The following is a 24,390-nucleotide window of genomic DNA, read 5'->3' as shown; positions in this document are numbered from 1 at the left end:
CCAGCACGTGGTGCGCATCGACGCCATCGGGCAGTCCTGCGTGCGGCTGCCGGAGGACCAGGGCATCGTCTTCCCGGGCGGCTACTACCTCCAGACGGGCGACTACAAGGTCTTCGACGGCGCGTCGCTGCCACGGAATGCGCGCCTCGTTGAAGCCGGGCTGCTGCCTGGACTGCCGTCCTCTTCATTGCGACTCCAAGCGTGCCGCGCCGTGCCGGGCGCGCCGTCACGCCGTGCGCTAAGAGAAAAGCCGCCGTGTCTTCGACCCACCGACTTGCCTCGCTGCGCCCCTTCGAACACCCCGGCTACTTCGCGGTGTGGATGGGAGCGCTCATCTCCAACATCGGCACCTGGATGGAGACGGTGGCGATGGGCGTGTACGTCACGCAGACGACGGGCCGCGCCGAATCCACGGGCGCCATCGTCGCGCTGTCCTTCCTGCCCGCCGTCATCCTCGCTCCATTGGGCGGAGCGCTGGCGGACCGCTTCGACCGGCGTGCGTACGCGGCGCTCGGCGCGGTGCTGCAAGCGGCGCTGGCGGGCATCCTGACGGTGCTGGCGTTCCGGGGGCAGTTGTCGGTGCCCGTCATCGGCCTCATCTCGTTCCTGAGCGGGTGCGTGAGCACGCTCACCTACCCGGCCTTCGGCGCGCTCCTGGCGGAGCTGGTGCCGCCGGATGAGCTGCACCTGTCCACGAGCCTCAACTCGGCGCAGTTCAACCTGGGGCGCATCCTGGGGCCTACGCTGGCCGCGCTGACGTTGCAGGTGAGTGGCCCCGCCTGGGCCCTGCTCGCGAACACGCTGTCGTTCTTCGCGGTGCTGGTGGCGCTCTCCCGCGTGGTGCCCCGTCCCCGGGACCCGGCGGTGAAGCGCGAACCGCTCTGGGCTGGCATCCGGCGCGGCGTCACCGTGGCGCGCGACGACGAGGACATCTCCCTGGTGCTGGTGGCCACCTTCTTCGTGGCGGCATTGGTGGCGCCCTTCATCGGGCTGGTGCCGGTGTTCGCCATCCGCGAGCTGGGCCAGGGCGCGGCGGCGACGTCGCTGCTGGTGACCTGCCAGGGCGCGGGCGCGGTGACGGCGGCGCTGGGTGTGGGCACGCTCGCGGAGACCTTCGGCCAGCGCCGGTTGCGCGGCTACGCGGCGACGTCCATCGCGGTGCTGTCCGGCATCTACTGGCTGGCGCCCACGCTCCAGGTGGCCGCGGTGTGCATCTTCTTCCTGGGCGCCAACTACCTCGTGCTGATGAGCAGCCTGAGCGCGTCCTGCCAGAACCGCGTGCCGCGCGAATTGCAGGCGCGCATGGGCAGCCTCTACAGCATGGTGTTGGGCGCGGGCTATTCGCTGGGTGTCTGGTTTCAGGGCGCGCTGGCGGACCGCTCGGGCCTGCGCTTCGTGGCCCTGAGCACCAGCGCCATCTTCCTGGCACTGGTGCTCACCACGCGCATGCTGCGCCCGGCCCGCTTCGAGAACGTGCGCCTGGCGCAGGCCGAAGTGCAGCCATTCTCAGACAGCTCGCACTGACGCGTCAGCGGTCCATCCTGACGCGTCAGTCTGCCTTTCCGAGGGACGCAATCACGTCCTGACAGGACGCAATCCCTTTCGACCCAGGGCTCGGTTTTCCCTTACGCCTCCTCGGATGTCCTTGGGCGGACATGGCCTTCGTACCCGTGGTGTCTGTCTTGCAGACGCGGCGTCCGCCTCCCGTTCCAGGGAGGTCCGTCCCTGCAAGGAGCATCTGTCATGCTTTCGTCCCAGACCGCTGACATCGTCCGGCGCTTCCTGACGCCCGCGAACCAGATCGACTTCCCGCAGAACCCCACGCTCCAGAAGCAGCTCGACGAGCAGTGGTCGTTCAACCTCACGGGCTTCACGCAGCAGGGCATCACCGGCAACCCGTGGAACAGCCTGAACGCGGCGAACAACACCTGGTACTTCAACCCGGTGACGACGGACCCCGCGAACGTGGTGTACCAGCCCATCCAGTGGAACGCGTTCCCCGGGCGGCTCGACTTCTATTACGGCGAAGGCAACGGTTCGAACAACGTCCAGGGACTGGAGCTGTCCACCGACGACCTGCTGTCACTGGGTGACACCGGAAAGACGACGAACGGCACGCCCTTCTCCGCGCTGCCGAAGATCACCAACCCCTGCACGCAGGACGTGTCGAACTACGGCCCCTTCGGTCCGCGCGGCTGGCAGGACGAGTACTGCGAGTGGAGCGTCGAGCGAAACGAGAAGGGCGACATCGTCCGCATCGACTTCACCTGCGAGAACCCGGAGTACTGGAACTCGCTCTGGGCGGTGAGCCCTGAGCGGGTGCTGGAGCTGTACCGGAGCACGCTCGGCAAGCCGCACATCCAACTGGCGGACCTGCAACTGGTGGATCCGTCGAGGAGGACGCCCGTCATCGACCCGTCCACCGGGCGGCCCGCGTACAACCCGCTGAACAAGTGGAACAGTGGCCCGGTCTCCAGCGCCACGCAGGGCGGTGCCATGCACCTGACGAGCACGCCCAACACCATCCAGACGGAGATTGGCCTGGGCTCCGCCGCCACGGTGCCGCGTCCGGGTGGCAACGGCAACGCGCAGGCGCTCATCTGCTGCGCCCAGTACGGCCAGCCCGCGCGCAACAGCGATCCGCACATCGGCCAGAGCATCAACCAACTGGTCGCGCCGCCCAACCCCGCGCAGTCCGCGATGAAGGCCACGCTGGCCAATCCGCCCGGCCTCTACATCCAGACGCCGGACTTCGCGTCCTACAACTACCAGTCGCCGGACGGCACCGACGTGTCGACGTTCTGGACCATCGTGCGCGGCCGGTCGGAGATGTTCGACGAGCAGGGCCGCAAGATGCCCGGCCACTACATCCTGCACGCCAGCTTCCAGGTGCCCGCCTCCAAGCCGTACACGGTGTCGGACCTCACCATCAACGGGCAGAAGATCAAGTGGGCCGGTCAGGTGGCGCAGACGTTCCTGATGCAGATCACCGGCGCGGGCCTGAAGCAGACGGACACGGCCCCGGTGCAGTCCTGCGTGGCCACGCCGCCCACGGTGTTCGCCCAGCCGCTGCAGATCTTCCACGCCAACGTGTTCTACGCCCTGGTGGGCACCCAGGTGCCCAATGTGATGGGCGTGGACATGAACCTGGCGAGCAACAGCACGCTCATCGCTCCCAGGCTCAAGGTGAGAGACACGAACGTGCAGTTGGTCATCACCGCGGACACGCTGTCCGGTGGGGGCTTCCCCGCGGTGTCCTTCGGGGATGGCGTCACCGCGAGGGTGGTGAGTCAGGCCAGCGTCACGTATGCGGTGCCGGGCAATACCTATCCCGCCCCGCTGTCCGTGCTGCTGGTGACCGTGGACGTCTCCGCCAGCGCGGTCCCCGGTCCGCGCAGCCTGTGGATCACCAACAACGGTCAGGCGCAGTCGGTGGGGTTCCCCGCCGCGATCCACGTCGTTCCCGCCTGAGCCAGGAACCCCATGACCCCTTCCAGAACCCCTCCAGCGCTGGCGCTGGTGGCCGTGCTGTCGCTGACAGCGGGCTGTCTCAAGAATGCACCCTCCTCCGAACCGGCCCCGGTCCGGGAGGAGGCCACACCGCCACGTGCCGCCGAAGCGCCCGGGGCCGCCGTGCCTTCGAGCTTCTCGTGTGGCAACACGCAGACCCTCCAGTTCGGACCTGACATCCCGCCCGACTTCAGCCAGGTGTCCAGCCAGGTGGACGCGGACTGTTTCGCCTGGCAGCAGTTCATCGCGTTGAACTGGCCCTCCGCCTCCATGGACGGAGGGGTGGACGCGGGCTTCGGCACGGCCGGGGACCTGGGCGCGGTGCAATGGCAGACGTGGATGGACGTGGCGCAGGTGTTCCTTCCGGACGGCGGCCCACCGCCCGCGTGGGGAACGGCGCCCCAGGTGGATCCGGCGTGTCTGGCGGAGGCGGGCCTGACGCGGGTGGAGGCGAAGGGACGGCTGGCGCTGACGGTGGCGTCGAAGTTCGCGGAGCAGTTCGACCCGAGCAGCAGCGCGCAGGCCTTCCCCTTCAGCGGGCCCGCGTGGCTGGGGGCACAGAACGGCACGAACGTCTGGTACGACGTGCGCATCAGCCAGCCGGAGTTCGACTACGTGGTGGACGCGGGGCTGTACAACGCGGCCAATCAGATGGCGCAGGCGGACGCGGGGGTGGCGCTGGTGCTGCCCCAGGGTTCGTTCCAGCCGAACAGCGTGGGCGCCATCGAGACGAAGTCGGCGTGGATGGAGGTCTCCACGCCGACGGATGAACGGTGGAACCGCTACAAGCTGGCGCCCGCGGTGGTGTTGGATCCCTCCACGCAGAAGTGCCGTGCGGCGACGGTGGCGTTGGTGGGGTTGCACATCATCCACGCGACGCAGAGCCAGCCCACGCTGGTGTGGTCCACCTTCGAGCACGTGGACAACGCTCCGAACCACAACGCGGATGCGGGCACCACGCAGTGGAACTTCTACAACGCGCAATGCCAGCCGCGCACGCTGTCGGTGCCGGCGAACTGTTCGGCGGACGGTGGGGCTACGCAGGTGACGGTGGGCTGCGAGCCCAACACGCCGCCTCCGTACTTCATCGGCAATGGGTGCCCGGCGCCGTCGGCGGTGCAGGTGACGCGGCTGACGCCCATCGACAAGACCGCGGCCGAGGTGACGGCCACGGTCCAGCAGCACCTGCGGCAGGCCTACCCTGGATCCGTCTGGGAGAACTACCTGCTGGTGAACACGCTGTGGTCCACCGGGCCCAGCCCCAGTCCCACGAAGCCGAAAAAGGCGCCCCTTCCCTTCGCGGCGCCGACGCCGTCGGGAAGCCTCCCCATCGCGAACACGACGATGGAGACCTACATCCAGCAGACGGCGGACTTCGGTCAGGGGGCGAAGGCGAGCAACTGCATCGTCTGTCACGCGAGCGCCACCATCCAGGGCCCGTCTGGCATTGCGTCTGACTTCAGCTTCATCTTCGGACTGGCGCAGGGGCTGCCCCCTGCCAACCAGGCGATGATCAAGTCGAAGCGGGTGACCCCGGCCATCAAGGCGGGACAACTGCATCCGCCGAGGATGCGCCGCATCCTCCAGTAGGTTGCGGGGACTGGAAGGCGCTGGGGCCCCAAGGCTCCAGCGCCTTTCAGCGACCCCAGGTCCTCACTCCCCCTCCAGGTCCCGCTTCAGCTTCGACAGAACCTCCACCGCGTGGGCCGCGTACGGAGAGATCCACCGTTCGTGGATCTCCTGGAAGGGCGCCGCGTTGAGGTAATTCCACCGCGTCCTGCCCTCGCGCCGGACGAGGATCAGCTCCGCCCGCTCCAACACCCCGATGTGCTGCATCACCGTGCAGCGATCCAGCGTGGACCCGAAGTGTTCGCACAGCTCCCCGGTCGTCCGGGGCGCGTCCTTCAACAGGTCCAGGATGGCCCGCCTCCGCGAGTCCGCCAGCGCCTTGAAGATGAGGTCGTCCCGGGTGCTGCTTGACATGTTATAAATCTATAACCTATTTCTGGACGCGCCAGGAAACAGGAGGGGACCCATGGAGACGAAGTTCCAGGTGCAACTGAAGATCCAGAAGCCGGTCGCGGAGGTCTTCGACGCGGTCGTCCAGCCGAAGAAGCTCAGCGGCTACTTCGTCCAGCACGCCAGCGGCCCCCTCGTGGAGGGCACGACGGTGCAGTGGCGGTTCGCGGAAGTTCCAGGCGACCACGACGTCATCGTCCGGCAGGTGGTCCGGGACGAACGCATCGTCTTCGAGTGGCCCGCGGAAGGCGGCACCCTCACGCGGGTGGAGATGCTCTTCGAACCGCTCGACGCCGCGAACACGATGGTGCGCATCAGCGAGTCGGGCTGGACGCAGGACGCCCAGGGCTTCAAGTCGGCCTACGGCAACGTGGGCGGCTGGATGCACATGCTGTGCTGCCTCAAGGGCTTCCTGGAGTACGGCATCAACCTGCGCGCCGGCGGGGCGCTCTAGAGAATCGACCCCCGTCGAAGCCGAACGGGAATGTCACCTCCCAGAACCCGTTCCCCCGCGTCCCCACCGTGCCCGAGGAGGCCCATGTCCGTCCGCGTCCCCGCCCTGCTCCTCTCCGCCCTGCTGCTGTCCGCCCCGGCCGCCAACGCGCAGGAGTCGCGCCGAGCACCTGAAGCGCTGGGCCTGGGCATGGAGGGCTACCCCTACCCCGCCCCCGTGCAGTTCCTGCCCGTCACGCTGGAGGGCCAGGACCTGCGCATGGCGTACATGGACGTGAAGCCCACGGCCAACGCCAACGGGCGCACCGTCGTCCTGCTCCACGGCAAGAACTTCTTCGGCGCGTACTGGAAGGACACGATCCGCGTCCTCACCGGCGCGGGCTTCCGCGTCATCGCGCCGGACCAGATGGGCTTCGGCAAGTCCTCCAAGCCGGCCATCGCATACAGCTTCCACACGCTCGCGTCGCTGACGAAGAAGGTGCTCGACACCGCGGGCGTGAAGCAGGCCGTCGTCGTCGGCCACTCCATGGGCGGCATGCTCGCCACCCGCTTCGCGCTGATGTACCCGGAGACCACATCCCAGCTCGTGCTGGAGAACCCCATCGGGCTGGAGGACTACCGCGAGAGCGTCCCCTGGAAGTCCACCGAGGACCTCTACCGCGAGAACCTCCAGGCCACGGAAGAAGGCCTGCGCAAGTACCAGCGCACCTACTACGTGAAGTGGAAGCCCGAGTACGACGAGTACGTCCAGGTCCTCTACCGCCAGACGCTCAGCGGCGAGTACCCGCGCATGGCCTGGGTCTCCGCCGCCACGCAGCAGATGATCTACGAGCAGCCCGTGGTGCACGAGTTCCCCCTCGTGCGTTCGCCCACGCTGGTCGTCATCGGCCAGGAGGACCGCACCGTCGTGGGCAAGGGCAGCGTGCCGCCCGCGCTCCTCCCCAAGCTGGGCCAGTACCCCGCGCTGGGAAAGAAGACCGCCGCCGCCATCCCCGGCGCCACGCTGGTGGAGCTGCCCAACGTGGGCCACATCCCCCACTTCGAGGCACCCGACAAATGGCACGCCGCGCTGCTCGATTTCCTGCGCAAGGGCTCGAAGTAGTCGCCCCTTTGCGCGTAGGACTGCCAACGCATGCACTCCATTCGCGTGGTGCGCCACGCGTCGGAGCGGGGCGGCTGGGAGATGGCCCTCGCTGAACCCCCCGCGCACCTGGCCGGGCTCGTCCGCGACTACTGCGGCTATCGCGAGGCCACGGCCGCGCCCCTGCGGCGGCAGGAGCTGCCCGGCGTCCAGGTGGTGCTCATCCTGGAGTTCGGTCCGCTGCTGAAGCACCTGGACGACGCGGGGCGGGTGACGCGGCACCGCTCCGGCTTCACCGCGGGGCTCGACGAGCGCTGGAGCACCACCGAACACGACGGTGTGTCCCACGGGCTCCAGGTGAACCTCACGCCCCTGGGGGCCCGGCGTGTCTTCGGCCTGCCCATGCATGAACTCTCAAACCGCGTGGTGGGCCTGGAGGACCTCTGGGGCCTGGAGGCGCGGCGGCTCGTGGAGCAGCTCGCGGAGGCCCCGGGCTGGGCGGCCCGCTTCGCCCACGTGGACGCGTTCCTGACGCGACGGCTGGAGCGCGGCCCGGAGGTGGAGGCGGGCGTGCGCTGGGCCGTGGAGCGCATCCACCACGCGGGCGGCAACCTGGACATCGCCGCACTGGCGCGCGAGCTGGGCCGCAGCCACAAGCACCTCATCCACCAGTTCCACGAACACGTCGGCCTGCCACCCCGAAGGCTGGCGCGCCTGCTGCGCTTCGACCGCGCGGTGCAGCGGCTGAAGGCCGGCGGCCCGGTGCGTTGGGCGGAGCTGGCGGTGGAGCTGGGCTACTTCGACCAGGCCCACCTGCACCGGGACTTCCGCCAGTTCACCGGCGGGCCCCCCTCCGCCCTGCTGCGCCGCACGCTGCCGGACGCGGGCGGCTTCGAATCCGGGGCGCAGGTGAAATCCGTACAAGAACCGGCGTGGGGCGATGGGCAGGATGCACGGTGAAAGGAAGCCCACCATGTCCACGACCCTGCCCAGCATCTATCCGTTCCTCCGCTACGAAGACCCGGAGGCCGCCCTGCGCTTCCTGAAGCAGGCGTTCGGCTTCGAGGAGCGCGCGGTCTACCGCTCGCCCGACGGTGCCGTGGCCCACGCCGAGCTGACGCTGGGCCACGGCCTCATCATGTTCGGCGGTCCGGACAGCGCGAACCGGATGAAGATGGCGTCGTCGAAGCAGGTGCCCGCGAAGAACCAGGGCGTCTACATCGTCGTCACCGACCCGGACGCCCTCCATGCGCGAGCGAAGGCCGCGGGTGCGGCCATCCTCATGGAGCTGACGAACACCGACTACGGTTCGCGTGACTTCAGCGCGCTCGACCCCGAAGGGAACATCTGGAGCTTCGGCACGTATCAGCCGCTCGCCGCGCCGCCGCCGAAGGGCTGAGAGGTTGACGGCCCCACCGGGAGGCGAGCGGGCCTCGTGCCTGCATCGACGGAAGCGGAGGTCTATGCAACGCTTCCCGGTCTGGCCGGGTTCCGGCCGTGAAACCCCCAGGGTAACGCGATGAAGCTGCTGCTCGGACCCATCCTGTACGCGAAGGCGCAGTCCACGCCGGACCCGAAGTCCCACGACGTGTGGAGCTTCTACGTCAACGTGTTCCTGGACAGCCCGTCGGTGGGGGTGTCCCCGGCCCTGAAGCTGTGTTTCACGGATGTGCGTGGCGTCCAGGTCGCCGCGTTCGAAGAGGTGAGGCCCGCGGCGGACTTCACCCGCCTGCCGAAGGACACCGCGGGCGTGGTGTGGCGCTGGGAGGTCGTGCTGCCGCGCAGGGACGTGGCACAGAGGCTGTCCTACCACTTCGAAGCGGTGGATCAGCCTGGCGTGCCCGTGACGTTCGGGTGTCCACCACCGCGAAACAACCGGTCCGCGTCCCCGGCCAGTTCCCCGAAGCCGTTGGTCGTGTCCGACGTCATCGTTCCCGCGAAGGGCGTGTCGCCGAACATCGCGTTCTTCTCCTGCAACGGCGCCAGCCGTGCGAGTGATTGGAGCGACCTCGAGGAGCCCTACGCGCTCTGGGACAAGATGTTGCAACAGCACCAGCAGGAGCCGACGGACCCCGCCAAGACACCGGGCTTCCAATTGCTCATCGGCGGTGGAGATCAGCTCTACGCTGACTCGCTCCACAACACGGTGGAGCTGCTGAACGGGCACATGAAGCTGCCCCGGTCCAAGCGATTGAACCGGCCGGTGCCCGACGGGCTGCGTGAAAGCCTGCTCACCGAATACGTCTGGTTGTACCGGGAGCGGTGGGGAGGCCCCGAGGGCATCGCGCCGCTGCTCCAGCGGGTGCCGGGCCTCTTCATGTGGGATGACCACGACATCTTCGACGGGTGGGGTTCGCACGAGGAGCTCCAGCGCTCGCCCTGGTACCGGGCCCTCTACAGCGCGGCGGCGCGTGCCTTCGAGGCCTTCCAGAAAGGCACGCTCGACCAGCCGTGGACGGCGCGCGAACCAGACGACCAGGAGCTCCTCCAGCCGGTGCTGCGGGAAGCGCAGGACGTGGACCCGAGGCAGACGCGGCACTACTTCCAGACGTTCTGTTTCTCCACGGAGGACTGCGACCTGGACGTGGTGCTGCTGGATTTGCGCAGCGGGCGGACCAGCCGGGTGCTGGACACGGCAGACGCGCATCCGCAGTCCGAGTTCACGGTGATGAGCCGGACGCAGTGGGACGCGTTCGACGCCTGGCGAGAGGAGCACCGTCAGCGACCGGAGAACGGGAAGAAGGCACGGCACGTGCTGGTGGTGTCCTCGGTGCCGCTCGTGCACCTGCGCTTCGGGCCGGCGATGGAGGACATGACCGGAGGCATCAACCTGCGCGACGACCTGCTGGACCAGTGGGAATCGGCGGTGCACCGAGGCGAGCGCACGCGGCTGTTGATGAACCTGTTTTCGCTGTCGAAGCGCTCCTACTGCGCGGTGACGGTGTTGTCCGGAGACGTGCACGTGGGGGCCAGGGCCCGGGTGCGTTCGCGCAATCCGGACCACCTGGTGCCCGCGCTGGGAACGGTGGGAGAGGTGTTCATCGAACAGGTGACGTCCTCGCCCATCATCCATCCCCCGCCGTGCTGGTTGGCTTTCAAGGGGATGCTCGCGATGTCGAAGGATTCGCGCGAGGACCTGCCCGGGTTTCTCCAGACGGAGCTGCTGCCGGTGGGCAAGGAACTGTATTTGAGGGACCGTAACTGGTTGTCCATCCGGTTGGAGAAGCCCAAGCACCGGGAGCACATGACGGTGCGGCCGAAGCTGTGGGTGAGGTGGATCGCGGAGAAGCAGCACCTGCCGATGGAAGTGGTGGTGGAGCCGCCGCCCTTCCCTCCCCGGGGATGAGCGTCAGCGAACGGGAAGTTCGCGGAACTGGATGCCTTCCCAGCCACCCTGCTCCACGGCGGCTTTGAAGCGGTCGGTGCCGATGATGACGGTGGCGAAGTTGCCCACGCGAAACAGGTCCGTGTCCGTGGGCAGTGAGGCTTCGTCGAGGATGGGGTCGTCCGGTCGACGCAATCCCAGTCTCCCACAGGTAGCACAAGGGGGCGCCGCGTCAGGAGGGAAACAGTCACGGTGAAGCAGCCCGCGTGGCTCGATTTGAAGCTCGAGGATGTCCGGTGGCGCTTTTTGACGAAACCGCAGTTCCGTGCGGGCTCCGAGAAGTCCCCGGACGCCCGCAGCCTGGAGGCTGTCGAGCGCGTCGCGGCGGACGATTATCATCGATATTCCAAGCCACATGAAAGGGCCGAACTGTCCCGAGGCGGTCCCTTCGAGAGGACCGAAGCGGGTTCCAGGGGGAAGCTTCGAATTCGGTGGGGCAAGGGGACGCACCAATGCCTGGAGGCGGATGAATTCGTGGAAGGGTTCGGGTCGCGGCTCTTCGAATTCTCCGCGCTCGGGCAGGAGTGAAAGGTCCACAGCCGGGTAATTGTGTCCAGCGCCTCCCCAGGTGGCACCGCAGCCTGGACAATCCTTGAGGCCCGGGAGACCCCATTTGTGCGCGGCATCAAAATCTCCGCTGTAGCGAGCAGTGGCGACTGTGTCATCGCGCAGCCAGAAGTAACGAGGCATGGGCTTTTAATACCTATTTTGAAGAAGGTCAGTTGTACTGTTGGAAGGGCCCGCCCGGGAGCTGAAAGCGGTAGATGAGTTCACCCGCATGCTGATAGATTTCCTGTGAGTGGCATCTGGTTTTTCTTTGATGAAATTGCCAGGCCTGGTTCCAATCGCCGCCAGCGGGAGCCACCGCCATGGGAGGCGGCCGAGGCGGAAGGCCCCGCGCCAGCACCACCTCCCCGGGCACGTCCTCACAGCGATAGAAGCCGCACAAGGCATCCCTACACAGCAGGGTCACACAGGCGTCTTCCCGCGCTTCACCGCACTCCGCTTCCGCTTCCTCCCACCGCTGCTGGAGCGGCGTGGTGGAAGCGCACGCCGCCATCAACAAACCCAGCACACCGCACGTCAGCCACTTCCCCAGGGCTCGCACGCTCACAGAGGCATTGTCTCGATGCCGGATTCGAGCACCGTGAGGACGACGTAGAGCGTGAGATTTGGATTGAGATAGAGATAGCGGAGCTCGTCGCCGGACAATGCGTGCACATGCCAGCGCTCTGCGGTCTCCGCATACCCTCCGAGCTCCGAAGGCAGGGGAATGCACCGGACGGCCTTGAGCGCGTCCGCCCGACTCTGGAACAGCGGGATGCCCCCTTCGGGGCCCTCCATCCAGAACTGACCTGACGACTCACCGTCGGCCGTCGCGGCTTCAAGGACATGGTACGGCTCCCCCGTCGGCGCGATGTCCTTCGGCATCCGCTGGAGCCGTTCCGCGACCTTCTGGACGAACTCTTCCTCGCCCATCTCGACCTTCCCGGGCGCGCTCTGACCCGTCTTCACTGCCGCGAGCCGTGGTGGCGCAGCCGCCCTCTCGTGACCGTGTGCACGGTCACGCACGGGCAGTTCGCGGAACTGGATGCCCTCCCAGCCACCCTGCTCCACGGCATCCTTGAAGCGGTCGGTGCCGATGATGACCGTGCCGAAGTTGCCCACGCGAAAGAGGTCCGTGTCCGTGGGCAGTGAGGCTTCATCGAGGATGGGGTCGTCCGGCAGCGTGAAGCCTTGTCGTCCGCAGGTGGTGCACGGAGGCGCCAGGTCCGGCGGAAGGCAGTCACGGTGGAGCAATCCACGCGGTTCGATCTGGAGTTCGAGGAGGTCCGGCGGCGTCTTCTGACGGAACTTGAGCTCCGTCTTGCATCCGAGCAGTCCGCGCACGCCCGCTGCCTGGAGGCTGTCGAAGGTGTCCCGGCGAACGACGATCCAACAGCTTTCGAGTCCCGAAAAGGGAGCGAACCGACCGGAAGCAGGACCTACCAACGGACCGAAGTTGGTGCCGGGTGGAAGCTTGGAACCTGGAGGCGCCAGGGGACGCACCAACTCCCGGAGGCGAACGAATTCGTGAAAGGGTTCTTGCCGGGCTTCTTCGAACTCGTGTCGTTCTGGAAGCTCCGACAGATCCACGGCGGGATAGTGCGCGCCCCAGGACGACCAGGAGGCACCACAACCCGGACAATCTTTCAGGCCGGGCAGCCCCCATTTGGGGGCTGCACTGAACTCACCCTTGTAGGTGGCCCAGGTTGCTTTGTCGGGGCGGAGATAGAAATAACGGCTCATGGACTTGGGCGCCTCGGCTGCGGAAGATCAGTAGTACTGCTGGAGGGAATCACCCGTGAGTTGAAAGCGATAGATGAGGCTTCCGGCGTGTTTGTAGATCTCCGCGGGTAAGGCATTCCCGTTTGCGTCGCGAAACTCGCGCCAAGCCTGATTCCAATCGCCGCCCCTGTCCCCTCCGCTGTGAATGCGTCGGTGAACGTGAACGGGGAGGGGCAGGGTATACAGGTGGATGTCGACGCCCTGTCGCTTGAACCACCGAGCGAGATCCGGTGCCTGCGGGAAGATGTGATGCTTCTCCATCTTCCCCGCGGACAACCGCCGCTGCGGAAGTTCCACGGGCCGGATGTTTTCGGCCTTGGGGAACACCACGAGGGGCTTCTTGCCGCCCGGCAGGTCCATGCTCCCGCCCCAGTTGCGGCGGGGCCCACTGCCCGGAGCGGGGGCCACTGCCATGGGAGGCGGCCGGGGCGGAAGTCCCCGCGCCAGCACCACCTCCCCGGGCACGTCCTCACAGCGATAGAAGCCGCACAAGGCGTCCCTGCACCGCAGGGTCACACAGGCATCTTCCCGCGCTTCACCGCACTCTGCCTCCGCTGCCTCCCAGCGCTGCTGGAGCGGCGTGCTGGACGCGCACGCCGCCATCAACAAACCCAGCACACCGAACGTCAGCCACTTCCCCAGGGCTCGCACGCGCTGAGTCCTTTCAGCGACCTTCTGGACGAACGCGTCCTTGCCCATCTCCGCCATCTCGACCCTCCCAGGCCCGACTTCGCCCGACTCCCCTACACCGTCAGGGCAGCGGCCCCTCCACCAATCGCAGCACATCCGCCAGCACGCCGGCCGCGGTCACCGCCGCGCCCGCGCCGTACCCGCGAATCACCAGCGGCGTGGGGCTGTAGCGCTCCGACAGGAAGCTGAGCGCGTTCTCGCCGCCCTTCACCGCCGCCAGCGGATGCTCCAGCGGCACCGGCACCAATCCGACGCGCACGCCCTCCGGTCCCACGCTGCCCACGTAGCGCAGCACCTTGCCTTCCTTCCGGTGTGCATCCACCCGCTGCTGGAAGATGCCGTCCGCCTGCGGCAGTCGCTCCAGGAAGTCCGGCAGCGGCCCCTTCGCGTCGAACTCCTCGGGCAGCAGCGACGCCAGCGTCACCTCCTCCAACTCCAGCGTGCGCCCCAACTCACGCGCCAGGATGAGGACCTTGCGCGCCACGTCCGTGCCCTCCAGGTCGTCGCGCGGATCCGGCTCCGTGAAGCCCTTCTCCATCGCGGTGCCCACCGCCTTGGACAGCGGCACACCCTGCTCCGTCAATCCCAGGATGAAGGACAGCGAACCGGACAGGATGCCCTCCACGCGGTGCACCGTGTCGCCCGTGCGCAGCATGTTCTTCAGCGTGTCGATGACCGGCAGCCCCGCCCCCACGTTCGTCTCGTAGAGGAACTTCCGCTGGTGCCGGGACGCCGTCTCCCGCAGCGCCTTCCAGTGGTCCTGCCGCCCCGAATTCGCCTTCTTGTTCGCGGTCACCACATGCAGCCCGGCCGCCATCAGCGCCGGATACCCCAGCGCCACATCCTCGCTGCTCGTGCAGTCCACGAAGATGGGCCGGCCCGGCCGCCGTGCCTTCGCCCAGCCCCGGTACGTGTCCAGCGTGAAGCGCTCCGTGCTCGCCTCCAGCCGGGCCTTCCAGCCATCCAGCGCCACGCCCTCCGGCGCCACCAGGCTGTTCCGGCTGTTCGCGATGGCGCACACGCGCAAATCCAACCCATGCGCGCGCAGCTTCGGCGCCTGCTGGTGGATCTGCCGCAGCAACTCCCCACCGACCGTGCCCACGCCCGCCACCAGCAACTCGACAATCTCCGTGGTGCCGAAGCACTTGCGGTGCACGTGCGCCATCGCGCGCGGCCCGTCCACCTGCGCAATCACCGCGGAGATGCTCCGCTCGCTGGAGCCCTGCGCGATGGCCGCGATGCTGCAATCCACATCCGCCAGCGCGCTGAAGAACGTGCCGGCCACACCCACCCGGTGCCGCATCCCGTCGCCCACGATGCTCAGCACCGCCAGCCCCGGCTGCTGCTCGATGGGGTCCACCTTCCCCGCCGAACGCTCCACCTCGAACGCATCCTCCAGCGCCTGCACCGCCCGCGCGCCCTCCTCCTTCCCCACGCAGAAGCTGATGGAGGACTCACTGGAGCCCTGCGTGATCAGCACCACGGAGATGGACGCGCGCGCCATCGCGTCGAACACGCGCGCGGCCGTGCCGGGGACGCCCTTCAATCCCGCGCCCGCGATGTTGATGAGCGCGATGTCCTGCAGGAACGACAACCCCCGCACCGGATGCCGCGTCGCCTGCGCCGTGGCCGTCACCATCGTGCCCGGGTGCTCGGGCCGGAAGCTGTTGCACACGCGCACCGGGATGCCCCGCTCGCGCGCGGGGGCAATCGTCTTCGGATGCAGCACCTTCGCGCCGAAGTAGGCCAGCTCCATCGCCTCCTCGAAGCTCACCTCCTCCAACGCGAACGCCTCCGGCACCAGCCGCGGATCCGCGCTGAAGATGCCGTCCACGTCCGTCCAGATCTCCAACAGCCGCGCATCCAGCGCCGCCGCCGCCAGCGCCGCCGAGTAGTCCGACCCACCCCGCCCCAGCGACATCGTCTTGCCGCGCGCATCCCCTCCGAAGAAACCCGGCATCAACAACAGTCCCGGCCCACTCTCCCGGAAGGGCGCGAACCGCGCGCGGATCTCCTCCGCGCGCGGCGTCGCCTGGAGCGGATCCCCCGAACACAACAACACCTGCCGAGGATCCAGGCTCGTGGGCTGAAGCCCCCGCGCCTCCAGCAGCGCCGCGAGCAGCAGACAGGACGCCCGCTCCCCCAGGCCCGACAGGTGCGCGAGCACCGACGGCGAGCATTCACGCAACAGTCCCACGCCCTGCAACAACCCACGCAGCTCCACACCCAGCGCCACCAGCCCCTCCGCCAGCGGCCGCGTCTGGGCGGGCTTCAAATCCGCGCTCAGGGCCTTCGCGATGGCGGAGTGCGTGTCCTCGAAGCGGGCACAGACGTCCTGCACCGGCTCGCCCTCTTGCGCCGCCCGCGCCGCGTCCACCAGCAGGTTGGTGATGCCCGACACCGCGGAGGCGACGAGCGCCACCCGCTCCGTCTTTCGAGCCTCCTCGACCAGCGCCACCACTCCGCGCATCCGGTCCGCATCCCCAACACTGGTGCCACCGAATTTCATCACGCGCATGACACGGCCTCCTCGCGGCGGGACGGGACATGGCGGCGGGAGCTCATCGGGGTCGTCATGGGAGTTCCTGGGGTGTGTGGGCAACGAAAAGCCCCGCGCTCGGGAGGAGCGCGGGGCCGGGTTCGGGAGGGGGACCGGGAAGGTCCGTCCGAAGTCAGGCGGTCCGCGCTCCGCGAGGAGTCAGGCCGGTGCAAGTGCACGTCAGGGTGGACTGGAAACGCGTGACCACGGAGGACGTCGTCCCCCCGTGCCGCCCGCTGTCTTCACGCTGTCCACCCATGAGGTCACCATCCTAGCCGTTTCACTGACACCTGGTCAGTGGGCGGGCAACCGGGCCCCCTCCCTCCAGGGCCCACCGTGGTGCGCGGCCCCAAGGCTGCCGACATTCACGGTGTCACCTGTTGAACCACCTCACTGGGAGCACCCCATGCCCACCCGCAAGAAGAGCGACAAGGACGCTGGCGCCCATCCCAAGCCAGGCTTCGCCAAGGACCGCGTGGAGCGGGGCCTGGAAGCCGACGACACCAAGCCCCTGTACGCGGACGCCGCCAAGCACTCCACCGAGGAGCAGAAGTTCGCCTTCGACAGCGACGCCCCAGTGGGCGGCAACACCACCCACAGCAGCAGCGTCCTGGAGGACGTGGACGCCGAGGAGCGCGAGGTCCAAGGCCGCCTCAGGGCCGAAGCCCGGGAGGACAACGAAGCCGAAGAGCCCCTCCGGGAATGAAGAAGGCCGGAGCCCCGACCCACGTCGGGACCCCGGCCTGAAGCACTCCACCCACGACCCCTGGCTTACGGGGTCGCGGCCTTGGGCGCTGGCGCCGCATCCGAGGCCGGCGTCTCCACCAGGGTCAGCTTGCCCAGCTTGAGCGGCGTCACCTGCTCCTGGATGACCAGCGGGTCGCCCACGAGCACCACCTGCATGGCGGCCGGGTCCAGGTAGGCCTCGGCCACGCGCTGCACCTCGGCGGCGCTGGCGTCGCGCAGGCCCTCCACGCTCTTCTTGTACTCGTCCATCGGACGGCGGTGGAAGAAGAGCTGCGAGGCGCTGCCCCCCAGGCCCTCCACCGTCTCGAAGGCGCCCGGGAAGGCGCGGATGAGGCCCTCGCGCGCGGCGGCCAGCTCCTTCTCCGTGATGGGGTTCGTCTTGATGCCGGCCAGCTCCTTCATGAACTCCTCGAGCGCGGGGCCCGTGACGTTCTGCCGCACGGCCGCGTACGCGGTGAGCGGACCCACGCCCAGGCGCGTGCCCAGCGAGGCGTTGGCGCCGTAGCTGTAGCCCTTGTCCTCGCGGATGTTCATGTTGAGCCGGCTGCCGAAGAAGCCGCCGAACACCGTGGTGGCCAGCTCCAGCGGATACTCGTCCGCGTGGCCCGCGGCGAGGCCGGGACGGCCCACCAGCACCACCGTCTGCTCCAGGCCCGGCTTGGGCACCACGCGCACCTGCTCACGCGGAGGCGCGGGGGGCGCAGGAGGCGGCTTGGGCGCCACCGCCCCACCCTTCCACCCGCCGAAGTACTTCTTCGCCCACTCCACCGCCTGCGGCAGCGTCACGTCGCCGGTCATGATGAGCGCGGCGGCGCGGGGGCCGGTGTTCTTCACGTAGAAGTTCTTCGCGTCCGCCAGCGTCAGCGACTGCACCGTCTTGGGGGTGCCCCCGGACGGATGGCCATACGGGTGGTCCGCGCCGAAGACGGCGGCGTAGTAGGCCTGCTGCGCGAGGAAGTTCGGGTCGCCCATGCGGCGCACCAGCTCCCCCAACTGCTGCTTCTTGCGCCGGTCGAAGGCCTTGGCGTCGAAGGTGGGCCGCAGCACCACGTCCGACAGCAGCGCCATCACCGCGTCCACGTTGCGGGTGAGCACGCGAGCGCCCACGAAGGCGCCGTCGGGCTCCACCGACATCGCGGGCGACACGCCCAGGTCCGCGAACGCGTTGTCCAGCGCCACCGTGTCGCGCTTGCCCGCGCCCTCCAGCAGCATCCGGTAGGACAGGTCCGCCACGCCCAGCTTCGCGAGGGGCTCCTGCGAAACCCCCGAGGCGAAGGCGATGCCCGCGAACACCAGCGGCAATTCCTTGCGCGTGCTGACGATGACGGTGAGCCCGTTGTCCAACTGGGCCTTCTCGAACGTGGGCAGCACGATCTCCGGCGGCGTGCCGGGCTTGGGCTGCGTGTCGCGGAACGCCTCGGGGTCTGGCGCGGGCGTCTGGGGTTGCTGCGAGGCCGGCGTCTCCGGGGGCGTCTCCGCGGGCTTCGTGGTGGCGCAGGCGGAGACGGTCAGCGTGAGGAGGGCGGTGAGGATTCGACGGTGCATGGTCAACGGGCCTCCTTGCCCGAACCGGAAGACGGCGGCGCGCCCTTGCTGGACGGCACCGCGTGGAGGACGACGCGCGCATCGGGACGCAGCACGTCGGTGGCGAACTGCTTCACCAGCGCGGGCGTCACTTCCTGGTAGCGCGCCAGGTCCTGCGCGACGTAGCTGGGCTCGCCCACGAACTGGTTGTAGCTCTGCAGCGTGTCGGACTTGCTGCCGGAGCCGCCCACGGCCTGAAGGCCCGCCAACTGACGCGTGTCATAGCGGGTGCGCGCGCGGACGATCTCTTCCTGCGTGACGCCCTCCTTGCGGACCTCGTCCAGCACCGCGTCGATCTCCTTCTGCAGCGCGTCCGTGGTGACGCCGGGCCGGGCCACCGCTTCGATGGTGAAGACGGACTGCGCGCCCTGGCTCTGCTGCGTGGCGTCCACGCTCTGCGCCAACTGCTTGTCCAGCACCAGCCGCCGGTACAGGCGGCTTGCGCGGCCGGTGCCCAGCGCGGTGGCGAGCACGTCCGCCGTCGCGTCCCCGGGCTTCAGGTACGGGGCGGTGAGCCACGCCATGGAGAGCAGGGGCAGCGTGGCCACCTTCTCGTCGTGGCGGATGACCGTCTCGCGCGTGACCTTCACGGGCTTCACGTCGGGCCGCTTGGGCTTGGGACCGGAGGGCAGCGTGGCGAAGTACTTCTCCACCAGCGCCTTGGTCTTCGCGACGTCGAAGTCGCCCACGATGGCGATCGTCGCGTTGGCGGGCGCGTACCAGGTGCGGAAGAACGCCTTCACGTCGTCCACGTTGGCCGCGTCCAGGTCCTTCATGGACCCGATGACGTTGCCCGAATACGGATGCGGGGCCGGGAACAGCGCCTGCCACGCCTTCTCCTGCGCTTCACCGTAGGGGGCGGTCTCCACGCCCTGGCGGCGCTCGTTCTTCACGACCTCGCGCTGGGTCTCCAGCTTCTTCTCCGTGAGGGCATCCAGCAGGAAGCCCATGCGGTCGCTCTCCAACCACAGCGCGGTCTCCAGCAGGTTGCTGGGCACGGTCTCGTAGTAGTTGGTGCGGTCGAAGCTGGTGGTGCCGTTGAGGTCGGAGGCGCCCGACTGCTCCATCAGGGCGATGTGCACGTCGTCCGCCACGTGCTTGGAGCCCTGGAACATCATGTGCTCGAAGAGGTGCGCGAACCCGGTGCGGCCCGGCTGCTCGTCATAGGCGCCCACGTGGTACCAGACGTTGACGGCCACCACGGGCAGCTTGCGGTCCACGGAGAGGATGACCTCCAGGCCGTTGGGCAGCGTGTACTTCTCATACGGAATGGCCAGGTTTTCGCGGCCGGGCTCCAACGGCTTCGCCTCGGGCTGCTGGGCGAGCGCCGGAGACCCCAGCAACAGGGCCGCGGCGGCGAGGGCCTTCAATCGGGACAAGGTTCCTCCTCGGTTCAGGACAGTGCTTCGCGCGCTTAACACGCGCTCCGGTGCCTGTAAGCCGGAAGGCGACCGGGTGGGCGTCCAGGTGCCGGGGGGTGCTCGCCGTGAGACACTGCGGCCATGTCCCTGGAGGTCCCTCCTTCCGCGCAGCCGCACTGCGCCGTCCACCCCGACGTGCTCGCGGGCGGCACGTGTTCCCGCTGTGGTGGTTTCATCTGCGCGGATTGCGTCAGGACCCCGTTGGGGAGTGAGCGCATCTTCTGCGTCGCCTGTTCGCTGCGCCCGGAGGTGGACTACCTGGAGGCCTTCCGCCTGGAGTACTGGGGCCGGCGCGACTCCTGGGCCTGGACGGTGGGGATGCTCACCCTGTCGCTCTTGCTGGGCGTGTTCGTCTCGCTCGCGTCCGGGGGGCAGCCCACCCGGAAGGACCTGCTGCTCTCGGCGCTGTTGCTCGCGTCGGTGCCGGTGGGTGGGGCCTTCTTCCTGGGGAAGTCCTGGGCGCGGCACCTGCTGGTGGCGACGCCTTTCTTGCTGGCGCTGGGCGCGGGCGTGGTGGAACCGGCGCAACGCTTCAACCACCTGCTGTCCGCCATTCCCTTCACGTTCGCCGCGGTCCTCATCCACCGCGATGTGCGCACCCGGCTCTTCTTCCGGCAGCCCGTGACGCCCGGCGCGCTGAGGGCGATGTGGAACCGGCTGCGCAACAACCCCATCGCGCGTCAGGCCTTCCACTTCGGTTTCAGCAGCTTGCTCATGCCGTTGCTCTCACCCATCGCGGTGGTGTGCGGCGTGGTGGGGCTGATGCGTGTGAACCCCCGGGCGCATCCGCCCATCGGGCGGCGGGGGCAGGCCATCGCCGGCATCGTCCTGGGGGTGGTCAGTCCGCTGCTGTGGGTGTTCGTCCTGAACTACCTCGACCAGCGCTTCGGCCTGGTGCGAAAGGATTGAGGGGGGCCTCGCTGTTCCGGGCCCCTCCTCTCCCTGGGAGGCTCAGAAAGAGTGGGGGCTCATCGTGCCGTGGACGCGGAGGTTGTCGCGCACGTGTTCCCCGGCGCCCTGGCACTCACCGCGGGCTTCGTCCAGGAGGATTTCGGAAGCGTCCGCCCGGGCCAGGTCCCCCTTCTGGAAGCATGACGCCAGGGGCAGGCCCTGGATCCATGTGTCCTGCTGGAACACCACGCGCAGGGAGCCGGCTTCCTTCACCACGACGTCGGTCGGGGCATCGAAGCGCAGCACCTCTCCGGCCGGCAGCGTCAGGTCCATGTTCCAGGCCTTCGACTCCTGGAAGTAGCGCGTGTGGGCCTTGAAGCCATTGCCCGCCAGTTGGAAGGCGACCCGCCGGTAGGAGCTGGGGGGAATCTCCAGCGGCGGAGTCATTTCACCCGTCGCCAGGTTCACGGAGACCGGCCCCGCGAGGATGACCGTGGCCTGGCCCCCGTCCTCCACGCAGTCCGTTCCGGCGGGAAGAGAATCCCTCACGTCCGAGCAACTGTCGCCCGAGCCCAACTCCAGACGGATGTCAGCCAGCGTGGCGCTGGCGCCTTCCAGTTGGAAGCTGAGCCCATCGTCTGAAGTGATGTTGGGAAGCGAAGGAGGGGACTCCATGGCTCGGACACCCGAGGCCAGGGCCGCATCGCCGGCGAGGAGCGACGGCTTGAGGGCGAACACGAGCCGGGTGTGGACGCCCGACTCACCACAGCCGGAGAACCCCAGGGACAGCAAAGGCAGACACAGCAGACGCGACCACGAAGGAGTGGGCATGGCGGGAGATTGAAACAAGGAGGGAACGCCTCCGGCCGAGCGTTCCGTGCGGCGGACCCCGTCAGGGCCCGCGAAGCCGCAGCATGCCCGAAGCCGGGGACGCCGCGTCAATCCCCCGTCACATCCCGCCGAGCTTCGTTTCCAGTTCCGACAAATCGCGGTGCACGCTGGGGTCCGTCTCCCGCAGACCCTCCACCTTGCGCACGGCGGAGATGACGGTGGAGTGGTCCTTGTTGAAGCGGGACGCGATCTCCGGGAACGAGCTCTTCGTCAGCTTGCGGCTCAGGTACATGGCCACCTGGCGCGCGTGGGCCAGGGCCTTGTGGCGCCGGTCTTCCTTCAGCGCCTCCACGGTCAGCTTGTAGAAGCGGGCCACCTCGCGCTGGATGGCCTCCACGTCCACGGTGCGCTGCGCGGGCAGGATGTCCCGCAGCACCTGGGCCGCGAACTCCTCCGTCACCGGCTGGCGCGTCAGGCTGTGCATCGCGGACAGCTTCACGAGCGCGCCTTCCAGCTCCCGCACGTTCTTCTGCACGTGCCGGGCGATGAAGTGCGCCACGGGGTCGGGCAGATTCAGCCCCTCCTGCTCCGCCTTCTTCTGGAGGATGGCGACGCGCGTCTCGTAGGTGGGCTCGCGGATGTCCGCCATCAGGCCCATGGCGAAGCGGCTTCGCAGGCGGTCCTCCATGCCGGGGACCTCCGCGGGCACCATGTCGCTGGTGAGCACGATGGCCTTGTTGAGGCTGAAGAGCGTTTCGAAGGTGTAGAAGAACTCCTTCTGCGTCTCCTCGCGCTTGCCCAGGAACTGGATGTCGTCGATGAGCAGCACGTCGCACTCTTCGCGGAACTTCCGGCGGAAGTCCGTCATGCGGTGCTCGCGCACGCTCTCCACGTACTCGTTGGTGAACTGCTCGCTGGACAGGTAGACGACGCGCTGGGTGGGGTCCTTCTCCCAGATGTGATTGCCCACGGCCTGGAGCAGGTGCGTCTTGCCCAGGCCCGTGCCGCCGTAGATGTAGAGCGGGTTGTAGTTGTGGCCCGGCCGGTGGGCCACGGCCTGCGCGGCCGCGGCGGGGAGCTGGTTGCTGTCCGCGACCACGTAGGTGTCGAAGGTGAAGCGCGCGTTGAGGCGGGACGGCCGCGCGGAGTTCACCTTGACGGTGGGGGTGGGCGGCAGGTTCGCGGACGGCGGAGGACCGGCGACGACCTCATAGGCGACGCGGCCCAGCGAGGGCTCCAGCCGGGACAGGTGCGTCTCCAGCATGGCGCGGTAGTGGTCATCCACCCAGTCGCGGAAGAAGCGGTCGGGCACGCCCAGGACGAGGGCGTTCTCGCGCACCTCCAGGGGGGGCATCCGCTCCAGCCACGTCAACGCGTAGTGGAGGCCCTCCTGACGGATGGCTTCCAGCGTGCGGGTCCAGATGACTCCGGCGCTGGGCAGCGATGGCGGGGCTTGAGTGGCCAGGGCGTTCACACGGAGGCTCGAAGGACGGTGCGGAGGGGAGAACCAGCGGGCGTCCGGCCGTGCTAACAGAGGGTTTCTGGGCGATCAAGGAACCGGCCAGAAGCCCAACAGTTCCCAGGGGTTCACCCACCTGGAGTGATCTGTGGTGGATCCACCTACGGCATCGATGGTGGAGCGCTTCGGATCCGCCCTGCCCTGTCCTGCGTGGATCCGTTCCGGACGGATCTTCCGAAGTGTTCCGGTGGGTTTGTGCAGGGCCTGTCCTACTGGCTCTTCGATGACGGGGGCACAGTGGGTCGTGACCCCGCTGCACGTCACGCTGCCGCTTCCGGAGCCGCTTCCGGACCTGAAAGGTTTGTCAGTCCTGGATTCGCGGGCAGTCAAAGAGGGGGCGGTCTCCCCGTGCTGGGATGGCGTGGAGCACGTTCCTTGCCCCCTCCCCCCTTTTCCCACATGATCGGTCGCGTCCACCCATCCCCGTGCAACAGGGATGGGGCAGGGTGATCCTGTGATTGACTTGTCCAGGAAATAGGGTTACGGACGCCCCCTTTCCAATGTACGGGTCGCGCCGGGAGTCTCGGGCGCCGCCTTCAGCTCTCAGGGAGTAGTCGTGTCCAAGCGCACGTACCAGCCGTCGAAGATCCGGCGCAATCGCGCCCACGGGTTCCGGAAGCGGAACGGCACCAAGTCCGGCCGGGATGTCCTCAAGCGCCGTCGCGCGAAGGGCCGTAAGCGTCTGGTGGTTTCGTCGTTCAAGAAGTAACTGGACGCACGTGTGATGGCCGAGGGAGCGGCGCCGCGGGTGCCTCAGGCAACCGGCGAGCGCTTCCCCAAGGCCTTTCGCCTGCTTCAGAGACGTGAGTTCTTGGAGGTCCAGGAGGGCGGTCAGAAGCTACCGTCCGACTGCCTCCTGGCGCTCGTCCAACGCAACAACCGGGCGCACTCCCGTGTGGGGCTCACCGTTTCCAGCAAGGTGGGCAACGCGGTGGTGCGCGCGCGTCTTCGCAGGGTGCTGCGCGAGCTGTTCCGCAAGCGCCGCGCGCAATGGCCTCCCGGTCTCGACGTAGTCCTGGTCGTTCGCTCCTCGGCGAAGGAGGCTTCCTTCGCGCAAGTTTCCCGTGCGTTCGACGGCGTCACCCGTAAGCTGCAACGGCTCTTTCCGGCACCACCTGTGCCTCCTAAAGAGCCAGCCCCATGAGTCCACTCGCCTTCGTCATCGCCCTGCCCATCCGCTTCTACCGGCGGTTCCTGGGGCCGCTGCTGCCGAAGGCGTGTCGGTTCCATCCCTCGTGCTCCACCTACGCCATGCAGGCGCTGGAGAAGCACGGAGGCCTCAAGGGCAGTGCCTTCACCGTCTGGCGCCTGCTGCGCTGCCAGCCATTCCACCCCGGCGGATTCGATCCCGTCCCCTGACGGTTTGCTTCCGCCCGCCCCCCGGCCCTCCGC

22 protein-coding genes and 2 pseudogenes are annotated in these 24,390 nt (G+C 68.1%); 14 read left to right on the top strand and 10 right to left on the bottom strand.

Translation table 11 applies throughout. From position 1 onward, the window contains the following. From D7V88_RS45520 to D7V88_RS20085, 4 genes and pseudogenes are all read left to right on the top strand, one after another. Positions 1–127: pseudogene (locus D7V88_RS45520) on the top strand (DNA repair ATPase); the annotation flags it as partial. A gap of 128 nt (positions 128–255) precedes the next feature. Further along, positions 256–1,524, top strand: coding sequence for an MFS transporter (locus tag D7V88_RS44515; RefSeq protein WP_279636055.1), 1,269 nt, complete (start codon positions 256–258; stop codon positions 1,522–1,524). 219 nt (positions 1,525–1,743) lie between these two features. Beyond that, positions 1,744–3,471 carry a DUF8225 domain-containing protein gene (locus D7V88_RS20090; RefSeq protein WP_120542264.1) on the top strand — a complete coding sequence of 576 codons (1,728 nt, stop codon included), beginning with the start codon at positions 1,744–1,746 and terminating at the stop codon, positions 3,469–3,471. Between the two features lie 12 nt (positions 3,472–3,483). Continuing rightward, positions 3,484–5,100, top strand: a complete 1,617-nt coding sequence (locus tag D7V88_RS20085) for a cytochrome c family protein (RefSeq protein ID WP_120542263.1) — start codon at positions 3,484–3,486, stop codon at positions 5,098–5,100. A gap of 63 nt (positions 5,101–5,163) precedes the next feature. Here D7V88_RS20085 and D7V88_RS20080 read toward each other — a convergent pair whose 3' ends face one another. Beyond that, complete coding sequence (locus D7V88_RS20080) at positions 5,164–5,493, bottom strand: ArsR/SmtB family transcription factor (RefSeq protein WP_120542262.1); 330 nt, start codon at positions 5,491–5,493, stop codon at positions 5,164–5,166. A gap of 52 nt (positions 5,494–5,545) precedes the next feature. Here D7V88_RS20080 and D7V88_RS20075 point away from each other — a divergent pair, with 52 nt between their 5' ends. The 5 genes from D7V88_RS20075 (at position 5,546) to D7V88_RS20055 (ending at position 10,409) form a co-directional block, all read left to right on the top strand. Continuing rightward, a complete protein-coding gene (locus tag D7V88_RS20075) occupies positions 5,546–5,983 on the top strand; it encodes an SRPBCC domain-containing protein (protein ID WP_120542261.1) in 438 nt (145 codons plus the stop codon). An 84-nt stretch (positions 5,984–6,067) separates the two neighbouring features. Then, complete coding sequence (locus tag D7V88_RS20070; protein ID WP_120542260.1) at positions 6,068–7,084, top strand: alpha/beta fold hydrolase; 1,017 nt, start codon at positions 6,068–6,070, stop codon at positions 7,082–7,084. 30 nt (positions 7,085–7,114) lie between these two features. Next, positions 7,115–8,023, top strand: a complete 909-nt coding sequence (locus D7V88_RS20065; RefSeq protein ID WP_120542259.1) for an AraC family transcriptional regulator — start codon at positions 7,115–7,117, stop codon at positions 8,021–8,023. Between the two features lie 13 nt (positions 8,024–8,036). After that, positions 8,037–8,462 (top strand): VOC family protein, encoded by a 426-nt coding sequence (locus D7V88_RS20060; RefSeq protein ID WP_120542258.1) that lies wholly within the window; start codon positions 8,037–8,039, stop codon positions 8,460–8,462. Positions 8,463–8,582: 120 nt separating this feature from the next. Beyond that, complete coding sequence (locus D7V88_RS20055; RefSeq protein ID WP_120542257.1) at positions 8,583–10,409, top strand: alkaline phosphatase D family protein; 1,827 nt, start codon at positions 8,583–8,585, stop codon at positions 10,407–10,409. 3 nt (positions 10,410–10,412) lie between these two features. On the opposite strand, the gene sitI6 (D7V88_RS20050) is transcribed toward D7V88_RS20055, so the two are convergent. The 5 genes and pseudogenes from sitI6 (D7V88_RS20050) to thrA form a co-directional block, all read right to left on the bottom strand. Beyond that, on the bottom strand, positions 10,413–11,138 hold the full coding sequence (gene sitI6, locus D7V88_RS20050; RefSeq protein WP_120542256.1) for a SitI6 family double-CXXCG motif immunity protein: 726 nt from the start codon (positions 11,136–11,138) through the stop codon (positions 10,413–10,415). Positions 11,139–11,166: 28 nt separating this feature from the next. Next, positions 11,167–11,508 carry a DUF2380 domain-containing protein gene (locus tag D7V88_RS20045; RefSeq protein ID WP_120542266.1) on the bottom strand — a complete coding sequence of 114 codons (342 nt, stop codon included), beginning with the start codon at positions 11,506–11,508 and terminating at the stop codon, positions 11,167–11,169. 506 nt (positions 11,509–12,014) lie between these two features. After that, positions 12,015–12,737 (bottom strand): annotated as a pseudogene (gene sitI6, locus D7V88_RS44510) (SitI6 family double-CXXCG motif immunity protein); the annotation flags it as partial. A 27-nt stretch (positions 12,738–12,764) separates the two neighbouring features. Continuing rightward, positions 12,765–13,418 (bottom strand): SitA6 family polymorphic toxin lipoprotein, encoded by a 654-nt coding sequence (sitA6, locus tag D7V88_RS20035; protein WP_443651584.1) that lies wholly within the window; start codon positions 13,416–13,418, stop codon positions 12,765–12,767. A 109-nt stretch (positions 13,419–13,527) separates the two neighbouring features. Continuing rightward, a complete protein-coding gene (thrA, locus tag D7V88_RS20030) occupies positions 13,528–15,984 on the bottom strand; it encodes a bifunctional aspartate kinase/homoserine dehydrogenase I (protein ID WP_120542254.1) in 2,457 nt (818 codons plus the stop codon). A 427-nt stretch (positions 15,985–16,411) separates the two neighbouring features. On the opposite strand from thrA, the gene D7V88_RS20025 reads away from it, so the two are divergent. Next, positions 16,412–16,711 (top strand): hypothetical protein, encoded by a 300-nt coding sequence (locus D7V88_RS20025; RefSeq protein ID WP_120542253.1) that lies wholly within the window; start codon positions 16,412–16,414, stop codon positions 16,709–16,711. A gap of 65 nt (positions 16,712–16,776) precedes the next feature. On the opposite strand, the gene D7V88_RS20020 is transcribed toward D7V88_RS20025, so the two are convergent. Then, positions 16,777–18,297, bottom strand: coding sequence for a M16 family metallopeptidase (locus D7V88_RS20020; protein ID WP_120542252.1), 1,521 nt, complete (start codon positions 18,295–18,297; stop codon positions 16,777–16,779). 2 nt (positions 18,298–18,299) lie between these two features. Next, complete coding sequence (locus D7V88_RS20015; protein WP_120542251.1) at positions 18,300–19,706, bottom strand: M16 family metallopeptidase; 1,407 nt, start codon at positions 19,704–19,706, stop codon at positions 18,300–18,302. A 132-nt stretch (positions 19,707–19,838) separates the two neighbouring features. On the opposite strand from D7V88_RS20015, the gene D7V88_RS20010 reads away from it, so the two are divergent. Next, the gene (locus tag D7V88_RS20010) at positions 19,839–20,666 is read left to right on the top strand and encodes a DUF4190 domain-containing protein (RefSeq protein ID WP_120542250.1); all 828 of its coding nucleotides are present in this window, start codon (positions 19,839–19,841) and stop codon (positions 20,664–20,666) included. Between the two features lie 42 nt (positions 20,667–20,708). On the opposite strand, the gene D7V88_RS20005 is transcribed toward D7V88_RS20010, so the two are convergent. Further along, on the bottom strand, positions 20,709–21,479 hold the full coding sequence (locus D7V88_RS20005; RefSeq protein WP_120542249.1) for a hypothetical protein: 771 nt from the start codon (positions 21,477–21,479) through the stop codon (positions 20,709–20,711). Between the two features lie 118 nt (positions 21,480–21,597). Beyond that, complete coding sequence (gene dnaA, locus D7V88_RS20000; protein ID WP_120542248.1) at positions 21,598–22,953, bottom strand: chromosomal replication initiator protein DnaA; 1,356 nt, start codon at positions 22,951–22,953, stop codon at positions 21,598–21,600. A 601-nt stretch (positions 22,954–23,554) separates the two neighbouring features. On the opposite strand from dnaA, the gene rpmH reads away from it, so the two are divergent. Genes rpmH through yidD form a run of 3 tightly spaced genes read left to right on the top strand, consistent with a single transcriptional unit; the run spans position 23,555 to position 24,357 of the window. After that, complete coding sequence (rpmH, locus tag D7V88_RS19995; protein ID WP_120537283.1) at positions 23,555–23,707, top strand: 50S ribosomal protein L34; 153 nt, start codon at positions 23,555–23,557, stop codon at positions 23,705–23,707. Between the two features lie 12 nt (positions 23,708–23,719). After that, positions 23,720–24,142 (top strand): ribonuclease P protein component, encoded by a 423-nt coding sequence (rnpA, locus tag D7V88_RS19990; protein WP_372241095.1) that lies wholly within the window; start codon positions 23,720–23,722, stop codon positions 24,140–24,142. Beyond that, positions 24,139–24,357 carry a membrane protein insertion efficiency factor YidD gene (yidD, locus tag D7V88_RS19985; protein ID WP_120537285.1) on the top strand — a complete coding sequence of 73 codons (219 nt, stop codon included), beginning with the start codon at positions 24,139–24,141 and terminating at the stop codon, positions 24,355–24,357. The genes rnpA and yidD overlap by 4 nt, the downstream gene beginning before the upstream one ends. Positions 24,358–24,390 lie beyond the last annotated feature (33 nt).

The sequence above is a fragment of the Corallococcus terminator genome (genome assembly GCF_003611635.1).
Taxonomy (GTDB): Bacteria; Myxococcota; Myxococcia; order Myxococcales; family Myxococcaceae; genus Corallococcus; species Corallococcus terminator.
Note: the sequence above shows the minus strand (reverse complement) of the source record. Positions and strands in the feature narration are given on the sequence as shown.